At 71.4% G+C, this 11,405-nt stretch carries 12 protein-coding genes; 4 read left to right on the plus strand and 8 right to left on the minus strand.

Translation table 11 applies throughout. The features are described from left to right. Positions 1–43 precede the first annotated feature (43 nt). Genes LK533_RS13490 through hemC form a run of 4 tightly spaced genes read right to left on the minus strand, consistent with a single transcriptional unit; the run spans position 44 to position 3,827 of the window. A complete protein-coding gene (locus LK533_RS13490) occupies positions 44–1,228 on the minus strand; it encodes an acyl-CoA dehydrogenase (RefSeq protein WP_229363583.1) in 1,185 nt (394 codons plus the stop codon). Between the two features lie 7 nt (positions 1,229–1,235). Further along, entirely contained in the window at positions 1,236–2,198 is a 963-nt protein-coding gene (locus LK533_RS13495; RefSeq protein WP_229363585.1) for a hypothetical protein, read from the minus strand. A gap of 31 nt (positions 2,199–2,229) precedes the next feature. Further along, a complete protein-coding gene (locus LK533_RS13500) occupies positions 2,230–2,904 on the minus strand; it encodes a uroporphyrinogen-III synthase (protein WP_229363586.1) in 675 nt (224 codons plus the stop codon). Then, a complete protein-coding gene (gene hemC, locus LK533_RS13505; protein WP_229363587.1) occupies positions 2,901–3,827 on the minus strand; it encodes a hydroxymethylbilane synthase in 927 nt (308 codons plus the stop codon). The genes LK533_RS13500 and hemC overlap by 4 nt, the downstream gene beginning before the upstream one ends. A gap of 81 nt (positions 3,828–3,908) precedes the next feature. Here hemC and tsaD point away from each other — a divergent pair, with 81 nt between their 5' ends. From tsaD to LK533_RS13520, 3 genes are read left to right on the plus strand one after another with little or no spacing between them, the layout of a single operon-like run. Then, a complete protein-coding gene (gene tsaD, locus LK533_RS13510; RefSeq protein ID WP_229363589.1) occupies positions 3,909–4,949 on the plus strand; it encodes a tRNA (adenosine(37)-N6)-threonylcarbamoyltransferase complex transferase subunit TsaD in 1,041 nt (346 codons plus the stop codon). After that, the gene (locus LK533_RS13515; protein ID WP_229363591.1) at positions 4,946–5,926 is read left to right on the plus strand and encodes an NAD(P)H-dependent glycerol-3-phosphate dehydrogenase; all 981 of its coding nucleotides are present in this window, start codon (positions 4,946–4,948) and stop codon (positions 5,924–5,926) included. The genes tsaD and LK533_RS13515 overlap by 4 nt, the downstream gene beginning before the upstream one ends. Before the next feature lie 13 nt (positions 5,927–5,939). Further along, on the plus strand, positions 5,940–6,353 hold the full coding sequence (locus tag LK533_RS13520) for a VOC family protein (RefSeq protein WP_229363592.1): 414 nt from the start codon (positions 5,940–5,942) through the stop codon (positions 6,351–6,353). A gap of 30 nt (positions 6,354–6,383) precedes the next feature. Here the strand turns inward: LK533_RS13520 and LK533_RS13525 are convergent, their stop codons facing one another. Continuing rightward, positions 6,384–7,055 (minus strand): c-type cytochrome, encoded by a 672-nt coding sequence (locus LK533_RS13525; RefSeq protein WP_229363593.1) that lies wholly within the window; start codon positions 7,053–7,055, stop codon positions 6,384–6,386. 115 nt (positions 7,056–7,170) lie between these two features. On the opposite strand from LK533_RS13525, the gene LK533_RS13530 reads away from it, so the two are divergent. After that, entirely contained in the window at positions 7,171–8,061 is an 891-nt protein-coding gene (locus LK533_RS13530; protein WP_229363595.1) for a prephenate dehydratase, read from the plus strand. A 145-nt stretch (positions 8,062–8,206) separates the two neighbouring features. Here the strand turns inward: LK533_RS13530 and nudC are convergent, their stop codons facing one another. The 3 genes from nudC to LK533_RS13545 are packed head-to-tail and all read right to left on the minus strand — an operon-like array spanning position 8,207 to position 11,402. Continuing rightward, positions 8,207–9,079, minus strand: coding sequence for an NAD(+) diphosphatase (gene nudC / locus LK533_RS13535; protein ID WP_229363596.1), 873 nt, complete (start codon positions 9,077–9,079; stop codon positions 8,207–8,209). Next, a complete protein-coding gene (locus LK533_RS13540) occupies positions 9,076–10,362 on the minus strand; it encodes a serine hydrolase domain-containing protein (protein WP_229363597.1) in 1,287 nt (428 codons plus the stop codon). Before LK533_RS13540 ends, nudC begins: the two co-directional genes overlap by 4 nt. Continuing rightward, positions 10,359–11,402, minus strand: coding sequence for an A/G-specific adenine glycosylase (locus LK533_RS13545; protein WP_229363598.1), 1,044 nt, complete (start codon positions 11,400–11,402; stop codon positions 10,359–10,361). The genes LK533_RS13540 and LK533_RS13545 overlap by 4 nt, the downstream gene beginning before the upstream one ends. Positions 11,403–11,405: the final 3 nt, after the last annotated feature.

An 11,405-nucleotide genomic window follows, 5' to 3' on the forward strand; every position in this document is an offset into this window, starting at 1 on the left:
GCCCCTACTCAGCACGAACGGGTTCTGCTTGGGGCCGTCCGCCCTAGAACGCCGGAATACCCGTGATCGCCCGGCCCAGGATCAGCCCGTGGACGTCGTGCGTGCCTTCATAGGTGTTCACGGTTTCCAGGTTGATCGCGTGGCGCAGCACGTGGAATTCGGCAGAGATGCCGTTGCCGCCGTGCAGGTCGCGCGCAACACGAGCGATCGCCAGCGCCTTGCCGCAGTTGTTGCGCTTGAGGATCGAGATCGCCTCTGGCGCCAACGTGCCCTCGTCGAACATGCGGCCGCAGCGCAGCGCTGCCTGCAGGCCGAGCGCGATCTCCGTCTCCATGTCGGCGAGCTTGATCTGGACCAGCTGCTTGGAGGCGAGGGGGACGCCAAACTGGTGCCGGTCGAGCGTGTAGGCGCGGGCGGCGCGGAAGCAGGCCTCGGCCGCGCCCATCGCGCCCCAGCCGATGCCGTAGCGCGCGCGGTTGAGGCAGCCGAACGGCCCCTTCAGCCCTTCGGCATCGGGAAGCAACGCGTCTTCGCTGACCTCGACGTCGTTCAGGACGATTTCGCCCGTGACGGAGGCGCGCAGCGACAGCTTGCCCTCGATCTTGGGTGCCGACAGGCCCGGCGTGCCCTTGTCGAGCAGGAAGCCGCGGATCCTGCCGCCATGCGCGTCGGACTTGGCCCAGACCACGAACACGTCGGCGATGGGCGCGTTGGTGATCCAGGTCTTGCTGCCGGAAAGGCGATAGCCGCCGTCGATCGCTTGCGCCCGGGTGCGCATGCCGCCGGGGTCGGAGCCAGCATCGGGCTCGGTCAGGCCGAAGCAGCCGACCCATTCGCCGCTGGCGAGCCTGGGCAGATATTTTTGTCGCTGCGCGTCCGATCCATAGGCGTGGATCGGGTACATCACGAGGCTGGACTGCACGCTCATCGCCGAGCGGTAGCCGGAGTCCACCGCCTCGATCGCGCGGGCGGCCAGGCCATAGGACACATAGCCTAGGCCGGCGCCGCCATATTCCACCGGGATCGTCGGGCCGAGCAGCCCGAGCGCGCCCATTTCGTGGAGGATGTCGCGATCGAAGCGTTCGTGGAGATACGCGTCGGTGACGCGCGGGAGCAGTTTCTCCTGCGCATACCCCTCTGCCGTGTCGCGGACGAGCCGTTCCTCGTCCGTCAGCTGCGCGTCGAGGCCGAAAGGATCCTGCCAGTCGAACCGCGCCACGCCGGCCATGATCGTCTCAGGCGCCGGTCTGGTTCAGCGCAGGGTCGTCGACCGCCGGATCCGCGGGCAGGGTGGCTTCGCCGGACGTGGTGTCGTCCGAGCCAGCCGCAGGCGGCGGTGCTGCCGGCATCGGGGGCAGGGGCAGCGTTCCGCGGCCCTGGATCGCCACCGTCTCGATCGTGTTCAGCGCCTGGCGTGCGGCGATGTAGCGGCGGGCTGCGTCCATCCAGCTCTGCGCATTGGCAGCGCCGGGCATGCGCGCGATCTCGGCGAGCGCACCTTCGACCTGCGCGGCGTCGAGGCGGCGGCGTGCCCGGGCAAGCCGGTCCGCCGGCAGCATGCTGGGGCTCGCGTCCTGGCGGATGATGACGAGCTGCGACAGCTCACGGCGGATGCCCTGCCACCAGCTTTCGTTGGGACCGCCACCCGACAGCTTGGGTGCGATCGTGTCTAGCGCGAGCCGCAGATCCTCCAGCGTCACTGGCTGGCGCGCGGCGGCGATGACGGTTGCCACCGCCTGCGGCTCGGCCGCGGCGAAGCGCTCGCGAAGCTGATCCTCGATATAGTCGAGGGCCAGGCCGCGATCGAGCGCGCGGCGGGCGGCAAAGGCGACCAGCAACCCTTCGGCGCGGGTGGCGAAGCCAGAGGCAACGCGCGAGCTGGTGTCGACGTTGGCGAGCCGCGCTTCTAGCTCGGCGATATGAGCGGCGAGCACGGTCTCCCGCTGCGACAGCGTGTCGACGTCCGGCGTACGGCGGACAGGCAGGCGCGCGCCCTGCGTGGGCGCAGGCTGCGGCTGGCTCTGCAGGGCGGGCGGGGTGGCCGCCGGGCCAAGGCCGATCCGGGCGCCGAAGCGGTGGACCAGCACGGCCATGGCCGCCAGCCCGAGCACAAAGGCGAGGATCGCGACCCACAGCATCGTGTTCCCGCGCGGCTTGCGGGGAGCCCCCGTGGCGGAGGACGCCGTTTCCATCGTCATGACGCCCTTATCCCCGTGGCGACGCGCGCGGTCAATCGGCGAGGCGGATTGCGGCGGCAACCAGCACCGGATCGGTGGGAACGGCCGCGACTTCGATGGCGCCCCAGCCGGGACCGGCGGCTTCGGCCGCGGCGCTGCTGATCGCCGCGAGGCGGAGTTCGGAAGGCGGGATGCCGTATGCGTCGAGCAGGAGGCGAAGCGCGCGCGCGGCGCGGGGGGAGTGGACCAGCACGACGCTGCCAGAGAGGTGGCGGACTGCCTGCGCATCGGGAGCCGTGGGCGCGCTGGCGTAGACGGCGAGGATGCGAGTCACGGCGGGATGGCCGTCGAGCCGCAGCGACTCTCCGCCGAGCCACAGGGCACGACGGATGCCGGAGGCCCAGGCGCGGTCGAGCAGCGCGGCGGCGCCGGTGGTGCCGGTCGCCACGACGGTGAGCCCGGCGGCAGTGGCAGCGGCGGCGGTGGCATCTCCAACCGCCCAGACCGGAAGCGCGCGAAGGCCGGCAAGCTGGGGCCCGGCATGGCGCACCGCATTGGCGCTGGTCAGCACCAGCGCATCATGGTCCGCCGCCGCGGCCGGAGGCCACGCACGTTGCTCCACGTGAAACAATGGCAGGCGGAGCGCGTGGTGCCCGGCGGCGAGGATGCGCTCGACAGTGGCCGTCGCGCCCGGCTCGGGCCGCAGCACCGCGAGCGGACGGCTCATTCGCCGGCGAACAGCTGCCGCACGCTTCCTGGTGCGCGGGCGAGAAGATCGTGCGCGAGCGTCGGCGCAAGCGCGATGTCGCCGACCGATCCCTCGATTTCGCCCGCGACATGGGCACTGCCGTCCTGCGCGTAGAGTTCGGCGCGCAGCGTCAGCCGGTTGCCGTCGATGGTGGCGAGCGCTGCGACCGGTGAATGGCAGTCGGCACCGAGTGCCTCCAGCAGCGCCCGTTCGGCCGCCAAGGCTGCGCGCGTGTCGGCGTGGCTGATGGCGCCGACCAGTTCGCGGGCGCGGGTATCCTCGGCGCGGACTTCGATGCCGACCGCGCCTTGCGAGGGAGCGGGGAGCATCACGTCGATCGGCACCGGGGTTCCGACGTCCGCCCGGCCGAGCCGCAGGAGCCCGGCCGAGGCGAGCAGGGTCGCATCGGCCTCGCCGGCTGCCAATTTGGCGAGGCGTGTGTCGACATTGCCGCGGAACAGGATGATCTTGGCGTCCGGCCGGTGGCGTAGCACCTGGGCGGCACGGCGCGGCGAGCTGGTGCCGACGACCGCGCCCTGCGGCAGCTCAGCCAGAGAGGCGACGCCGACGATCCGGTCGCGGACGTCGGCGCGCGGCAGCATCGCGGCGATGGCGATGCGGGTCGGCCGGATCGTCTCGACATCCTTCATCGAGTGGACGGCGGCGTCGATCTCTCCCTCCAGAAGCGCGCGGTCGAGCTCCTTGGTCCACAGCGCCTTGCCGCCGATCTCGGCCAGGGCGCGGTCCTGCACCCGGTCGCCGGTGGTGCGGATCGGAACGATCGCGATCTGCTCGGGCGACCAGCCATGCGCGTCGGCGAGCGCGTCGCGAGTCATGTGCGCCTGCGCCATCGCCAAGGGCGACCCGCGCGTGCCAAGTCGGAAAAGAGGGGCGGTGTCCATGGACCTTGGGACTAGGCAAGCCGCCGCGCTTCGACAAGCCGCCCTTCGACAAGAAGGCCCTGAGGCGATAGAAGCCAGACCATGTCCGCCCCCCTGATCCTCGGGCTCGAATCGAGCTGCGACGAGACCGCTGCCGCGCTGGTTCGCGGCGACCGCACCATTTTGTCACACAAGCTTGCCGGCCAGGAGGCGCATCACGCCCCCTTCGGCGGGGTGGTGCCCGAGATCGCCGCACGCGCTCACGTCGAGGTGCTGGCGCCACTGGTGGAGGCGGCACTGGCGGACGCGGGCGTGACGCTGAACGAGGTCGATGCGATCGCCGCGACCGCAGGGCCGGGGCTGATCGGCGGGGTGATGGTCGGGCTGGTGACCGGCAAGGCGCTGGCGCTGTCTGCCGGCAAGCCGCTGGTCGCGGTCAACCATCTCGAAGGCCATGCGTTGAGCCCGCGGCTGGCCGACCCGGACCTCGCCTTTCCCTATCTGCTGCTGCTGGTGTCGGGCGGCCATTGCCAGTTGCTTTTGGTCGAGGGCGTCGGCGCCTATCGCCGGCTGGCGACCACCATCGACGACGCGGCGGGCGAGGCGTTCGACAAGACCGCCAAGCTGCTGGGGCTGGGCTTCCCCGGCGGCCCCGCGGTGGAGCGGGCCGCCATGGACGGGGACTCGCGGGCGGTGCCGCTGCCGCGGCCGCTGGTGGGATCGGGCGAGCCGCATTTCTCGTTCGCGGGGCTGAAGAGCGCAGTGCTGCGCGCGCGCGACGCCGGCATCCATGCGACGCCGGACATCGCCGCCTCGTTTCAGCAGGCGGTGGTCGACTGCCTGGTCGATCGCACGCGGCGGGCGCTGGGGCGGATCGCACCGCCGACTGCGCTGGTGGTGGCCGGCGGCGTTGCCGCCAATCGCGCGGTGCGGGGTGCGTTGGAGCAGGTCGCCGCCGAGCATGGCCTGCGCTTCGTGGCGCCGCCCTTGTGGCTGTGCACCGACAATGCCGCGATGATCGCCTGGGCCGGCGCCGAGCGCTTCGAGGCTGGGCTTACCGATCCGCTCGACGTGCCGGCGCGCGCGCGCTGGCCCCTGGATCCGGAGGGCGAGCGGGTGCGCGGCGCGGGGGTGAAGGCATGAGCGTGCTGGGTGTTCTCGGCGGGGGTGCCTGGGGCACGGCGCTGGCGCAGGTGCTGGCGAGCGGTGGCCACGACGTGCGGCTATGGGTGCGCGAGGCGGAGGTGGTGGAGGCGATCAACGGGACCCACGAGAACCCGCTGTTCCTCCCCGGCCGTCGGTTGTCCGACCGGATCGAGGCGACCGGGGATGTTGCTCGGGTTGCGGAGGCTTCGGCCGTGCTGGTGGTGACGCCCGCACAGCACATGCGCGCGGTGCTCGCCGACCTGCCGTGCCACGGCCAGCCGCTGATCCTGTGCTCCAAGGGGATCGAGGCGGGCAGCCTCAAGTTCCTGCATGAGGTGGCGCGCGAGGCCGTTGATGGATCGCCGGTGGCGGTGCTGTCGGGCCCGACCTTTGCGCATGAAGTCGCGGCGGGGCTGCCGACGGCGGTGACGCTGGCGGCCGAGGATGCCGCACTCGCGCATCGGCTTGCGAGCCTGATCGCCCAGCCGACGCTGCGGCCCTATGTCTCGACCGACGTCGTCGGCGCGGAGGTGGGCGGCGCGGTCAAGAACGTGCTGGCGATCGCGTGCGGCGTGGTCGAGGGTGCGGGTCTGGGACAGAATGCGCGGGCGGCGGTGATCGCGCGCGGCTTTGCCGAAATGACGCGGTTCGGCCTGGCGCGCGGGGCGCGGGCGGAGACGCTGTCCGGCCTGTCGGGCCTCGGCGACCTGGTGCTGACCTGTTCGTCCACCAGCTCGCGCAACTTCTCGCTGGGCGTCGGGCTGGGGCAGGGGCGGCCGGCGGAGGATCTGCTTGCCGACCGGCGGACGGTGGCGGAGGGCGCGCATACCGCGCCGGTGCTGGCGCAAGCGGCGGCAGCCGCCGGGGTGGACATGCCGGTCACCGAAGCCGTGTGCCAGCTGCTCGGGGGCGCGGACGTCGGCCGCGTGGTCGAGGCGCTGCTGACGCGTCCGCTGCGCGAAGAAGGCTTTTGACGCGGTGCCGGAGGTGCCGCCCATCTCCGGCCTGCTCGAAACCGCGCTCTATGTCGCCGACATGGCGCGCGCGGCGGACTTCTTTCGCGACGTGCTGGGATTGCGGCCGATGCTCACGGGCGAGCGGCTGACCGCGTTCGATGCCGGCCGCTCGGGCGTGCTGCTGCTGTTCCTGGCGGGAGCATCGACGGAGGACATGCCGGGTGCCGGTGGCGTGATCCCGGGCCATGACGGCAGCGGCCCGGTGCACATGGCGTTCGCGATCCCCGCTGGCAGCGAGGATGCGTGGCGCGCGCATCTGGCGGCGCAGGATGTGGCGCTGCGCAGCGAAGTGGCGTGGCCGCGCGGCGGGCGCAGCCTCTATTTCGAGGACCCCGACGGGCACGTCCTGGAACTCGCCACGCCGGGTCTCTGGCCCAACTACTGATCGGCTCCGGCGCCGTGCCGGAGCCCGGGATCAATCGCTCTTCTTGGAAGCCTGCACGGCGGCTGCCGGATCCACCGACGGGGCGCCCGACGCCGGCGTGGCGGCGTTCTCGAGGTCCGCGGTCGGCGCACCCTCGGCCACATTGGCCTCCGCCTGGGTGGCCGCCTCCGCGCCTGCGGCAGGCGCGGCCGGCAGCGGCAGGTTCGAACCCTGGGAGTTGAGATAGGCGACGACGTTGGCACGATCCTGGGCATTGCCAAGGCCGGCAAAGGTCATCTTGGTGCCCGGCGCATATTTGCGCGGCGAGGTCAGCCACGCGTCCATCGCGTCAAAGTCCCAGTTGCCCGGCACCGACTTCAGCGCGTCGGAATAGGCGAAGTTGGGCAGGTGGCCGTGCGGCTTGCCGACCACGCCATAGAGGTTCGGGCCGATGCCGTTGGCGCCGCCCTGGTTGACCGTGTGGCAGGCGGTGCACTTCTTGAACACTTCGGCGCCCTTGGCCGGATCGGCCGAGGCGAGCAGCGTCGCAAAGGGAACCGCAGCGGCACCGCCGGCACCTTCGCCTTCGACGCCCTCGATCGGATAGCCCATCTTTTCCGGCCGCCCGCCTTCGAAAATCATGCCGCTGGCGACAGTCAGGCCCAAGGCAGCGGCCAGACCCGCCAAAGTCCAGCCCGCGATCGTGTTGATCCGATTGTCCATGCCGCTGCCGATTTCTCGCTAAACAAGGGATGATTGTTACGGTGTACGTCGGTCTGGCCATGCGTCGCAAGCAGGCCTTGCGTCGTTGACATCGCGCAACTAATCGCCTGCCCCCATGCAGAGCTATGCCGCACCGGCGCGAACCCTGGTCGCGCGCATGACCGAGGCGGCGCGCGCAGCGCCCGAACGCGCCGTCGCGTTCCAGGGCGCGCCCGGCGCCAACTCCCATGTCGCCGCCAACCAGGCGGTGCCGGACGGCCTGCCGCTGCCCTGCTTCAGCTTTGCCGACGCGGTGGACGCCGTGCGCAGCGGGGTTGCCGGATGCGGCGTGATCCCGATCGAGAATTCGCTGCACGGCCGGGTCGCGGACATGCATCACCTGCTGCCCGAATCGGGGCTGGCGATCGTGGGCGAGCATTTCCTGCCGATCCGCCACACGTTGATGGGCACCGGCACGCTGGAACAGGTGACGGAGGCGACCAGCCACGAGCAGGCGCTGGGCCAGTGCCGCCGCTGGCTCGCCGAGCGCGGCATCGCGCCGGTCGCCTATGCCGACACGGCCGGTGCGGCAGCGCTGGTGGCCGAGACCCGGGACCCGACGCTGGCGGCGCTGGCGCCGCCGGGAGCGGCCGAGCTCTATGGGCTGAACGTGCTCGCGAGCGACATTGCGGATGCCGCGCACAACACCACGCGGTTCGTGATCCTGGCGCGCGAGGCACCGGCCGGCCGGGTCGAAGGACCGGCGATGACGAGCCTGGTGTTCGCGGTGAAGAACGTGCCCGCCGCACTGTTCAAGGCGCTGGGCGGCTTTGCCACCAACGGCGTCAACATGACCAAGCTGGAAAGCTACCAGCGCGGCGGCAGCTTCACCGCGTCGGAGTTCTTCGCCGACATCGAGGGGCAGCCGGGGGATGTGGGCGTCGACCGGGCGCTCGACGAGCTGCGGTACCACAGCAAGTGGGTGCGGCTGCTGGGAAGCTATCCGCGGGCGCGCGAGGGGCGGTAGGCGAGGGCTCCGTCTACTCCCGTTCGTTTCGAGTAGCCGTCGAGGCTGTCGAGACGGCGTATCGAGAAACCGATTGCGGCGGCTCTCTCGATACGGGCTCTCGACAAGCTCGATCCCTACTCGAGACAAACGGGGTGGGAGGTCGTCAGGGTGCCGAAGAAGTGACCCAGTGCGCCAGCAGGCTGTAGGCGATGGCGTAGTCCGGCGGCGCATCGAAGCGAACGCCTTCGCTGCGGGCGAGGGCGCCGGCGACCTCGTCGCGGGTGGCCCAGAAGGCATCCTCCAACTCGTTGGTGTCGAGGCTGATGGCGTCGTCCAGCGCCTCGGCGACGCAGGCGAGCATCAGCTGGGAGGGGAAGGGCCATGGCTGGCTGGCGACATAGCGCACGGTGCCGACCGGCACGCCCGCTTCCTCCAGCACTTCGCGGCGCACGGCTTCTTCCAGCGATTCGCCCACCTCGACAAAGCCCGCGAGCGCCGAATAGCGGCCGGGCGCCCAGGAAGCCTGGCGGCCGAGCAGGACGCGGCCCTGGTGCTCGGCCAGCATGATGACCACCGGGTCGGTGCGCGGGAAATGCTGGGTGGTGCAGTTGGGGCAGCGGCGCGCCCAGCCGGCGCGGATCGGCTCGGTCGGCGTGCCGCAGTTCGCGCAGAAACGGTGGCGGCGGTGCCAATCGGTGAGGCTGCGCGCGGCCGCATAGGTCGCGGCATCGGCAGCCGGCATGGCGGCGAGCGCGCCCATCAGATTGGGCGAGCGGGTGACTGGCGAGCCATCTGAGTCGAGGCTGGCGACGAAGCGGGGGAGCCCGGCGTCATAGCCCAGGAACAGCGGCGTCACGCCGGCAGGCAGCGTGTCGAGCGTATCCCAGACCATGTGCCCGGCGGCGTCCACCTCCGGCTCCAGCGCGCGCAGGCGCAGCAGCCGGGCGTCCGGGTTGGCGAGGGCGGCGGCCAGCGCTGCGGGATCCTCGCGCTCGCGATCGGCGCGGTCGAGCGTACCGCCGGTGAAACCGATCATCGTGCGAGATCCGTCATCAGCGCGCGGGTGAGATCGGCGCGCAGCGGCCAGCGATCGGCGGGGAAGTAATTGACCATCACCGTGCCGCGCAGCTGCCGGCCGGGATCGACAAAGGCGAGCGTACCCGCCGCACCACCCCAGGCGTAGGTGCCCCTGCCCAGGCCGCCGGGCGCATCCTCCAGCGTGACCGAGCCGCCGGCGCCAAAGCCCATCTTCGGACCGGCCGTGCCGCCGGTGCTCGCGTCGACTCCGCCGAAGGTAACACCGGCCGGCAGCAGGTTCGACATCGCGAGCGCAACCGTCTCCGGCTTCATCACCCGCTTGCCGTCGAGCGTGCCGCGGTTCTGGAGCATGTGGAGGAAGCGGTCATAGTCGCGCGCCGACGAGACGAGGCCGGCACCGCCATAGGGGAAGCTCGGCGCCTGCAGGAAGATCGAGGTTGCGCCCGGATCGAACGGCACTGCGCGATCGCCGACAAACACATAGTTGGTGGCGAGCCGCCCGGCCTGGTCGGGGGGCACCTGCCAATAGGTGGAGGTCATGCCGAGCGGGCCGAACATCCGCGTCTGCAGGAAGCGCTCGAACGACATGCCGCTCGCGACTTCGATGACGCGGCCCATCAGGTCGAGGCCGACCGAATAGCTCCACCGGCTGCCGGGATCGGCGATCAGCGGCAGGGTGGCGAGGCGGTCGGCGAATTCGGCGAGCGATTTCGGTCGCACGCGCAGCATCTCGGCCTCGACCTTGGCGTTGACCGCGGCCGGAACGATGCCGAGCCGCTCATATTCGTGAAGCAGTGGGCCCTTGGTAACGATGGTATAGCCGAGACCCGCCGTGTGGGTGAGCAGGTGGCGGATGGTGATCGGCCGCGCGGCCGGGCGGCTGGCGAGGCCGTGCTCGGGATCGGTGAGCACGCGCATCTTGGCGAACTTGGGCAGGAAGTCCGACACCGGCTGGTCGAGCCGCAGCTTGCCGTCTTCCACCAGCATCATCGCCGCCATGGCAGTGATCGGCTTGGTCATCGAATAGACGCGCCACAGCGAATCCGGCGTCGCGGGAGCGCCGCCGTCGGACAGCACCCCCTTGGCCACGAAGCGCGTGTCGCCGGCGCCACCCAGAGCGATGGCGATGCCCGGCGCGCGCCCGGTGGCGACATAGCGTTGGGCGAGCGCCTCGACGCTGGGGAGCGCGGGCGCCGGGCTTGCGGCGACCTGTGCGCTTGCGATCGGCGGGGCGACGAGTGCCAGCGCCGCAAGTCCCGCCATCCACGCCCGTGCCGTCATCGCAATCCCTCCATCAGCCGCTGCGCGCGGACGAACACCGTCGGCATGCCCGCTTCGTCGAGCGAGTCGATCGGCCACCATTCACCCTCAGGCGGCGAGATGTGGGCCGGCAGCGTGGCCGCCGCAACCATGCAGCCCAGCCGAAAATGGGTGAAGCCGTGCGTGACGGCACCCATCTGCTGCCAGTCGGCGTCGGCCGGCGCTTCGGCCAGGCCCGGCGGGGTGTCGGCCCAGGGGCCGGTCGGCAGCGCGCGCATCCCGCCGAGCAGGCCCTTGGCCGGGCGGCGGACCAGCAGCACGCGGCCGTCGTGTTCCAGCCAGAAGATCGTGCCGTGGCGCTGCGGCTTCTCGCGCTTGGGCGCCTTCAGCGGAAAGGCCTCCGGGTTGCCGGTGGCGAAGCCGTCGCACTGGCTCCGCAATGGACAGAGCAGGCAGCGCGGCGTGCGTGGCGTGCAGATGCCGGAGCCCAGGTCCATCATCGCCTGGGCGAAGTCGCCGGCGCGCAGGTCGGGGGTGATCGAATCGGCGGCGCTGCGGATGGCGGGGCGTCCCGCGGGCAGCGGCTGCGACAGGGCGAACAGCCGGGCGACCACCCGCTCCACATTGGCATCGACCACCACCGCGCGACGGCCGAACGCGATCGCCGCGACCGCAGCGGCGGTATAGGCGCCCAGCCCAGGCAGCGCGCGCAGGCCTTCCTCGGTGTCGGGCAGGACGCCGCCATGCCCGCGCGCCACGGCGCGGGCGCAGGCGAGCAGGTTGCGGGCACGGGCGTAATAGCCGAGCCCGGCCCAGGCGGCCATCAGCTCGGCGTCCTCGGCGGCGGCGAGGCTCGCGAAATCAGGCCAGCGCGCGACGAACTTTTCGAAGTACGGACGCACGGTTGCGACCTGGGTCTGCTGGAGCATCACCTCCGACAGCCAGACGCGATACGGGTCGGGTGCGGGGGCGCCGGGCGGCGCGCGCCATGGCAGGCTGCGCGCATTGGCGTCGTACCAGTCGAGCAGGGCGGGCGCGATTGCAGAAAGGTTGGCGGGCACGCT

The organism is Sphingomonas sp. PL-96 (assembly GCF_020707215.1).
Lineage (GTDB): Bacteria > Pseudomonadota > Alphaproteobacteria > Sphingomonadales > Sphingomonadaceae > Sphingomonas.

Bases quoted from the DNA above. Each gene is read 5' to 3' on its own strand.
- LK533_RS13490 (WP_229363583.1), bottom strand. From the start codon at position 1,228: ATGGCCGGCGTGGCGCGGTTCGACTGGCAGGATCCTTTCGGCCTCGAC.
- LK533_RS13495 (WP_229363585.1), bottom strand. From the start codon at position 2,198: ATGACGATGGAAACGGCGTCCTCCGCCACGGGGGCTCCCCGCAAGCCG.
- LK533_RS13500 (WP_229363586.1), bottom strand. From the start codon at position 2,904: ATGAGCCGTCCGCTCGCGGTGCTGCGGCCCGAGCCGGGCGCGACGGCC.
- hemC (WP_229363587.1), bottom strand. From the start codon at position 3,827: ATGGACACCGCCCCTCTTTTCCGACTTGGCACGCGCGGGTCGCCCTTG.
- tsaD (WP_229363589.1), top strand. From the start codon at position 3,909: ATGTCCGCCCCCCTGATCCTCGGGCTCGAATCGAGCTGCGACGAGACC.
- LK533_RS13515 (WP_229363591.1), top strand. From the start codon at position 4,946: ATGAGCGTGCTGGGTGTTCTCGGCGGGGGTGCCTGGGGCACGGCGCTG.
- LK533_RS13525 (WP_229363593.1), bottom strand. From the start codon at position 7,055: ATGGACAATCGGATCAACACGATCGCGGGCTGGACTTTGGCGGGTCTG.
- LK533_RS13530 (WP_229363595.1), top strand. From the start codon at position 7,171: ATGCAGAGCTATGCCGCACCGGCGCGAACCCTGGTCGCGCGCATGACC.
- nudC (WP_229363596.1), bottom strand. From the start codon at position 9,079: ATGATCGGTTTCACCGGCGGTACGCTCGACCGCGCCGATCGCGAGCGC.
- LK533_RS13540 (WP_229363597.1), bottom strand. From the start codon at position 10,362: ATGACGGCACGGGCGTGGATGGCGGGACTTGCGGCGCTGGCACTCGTC.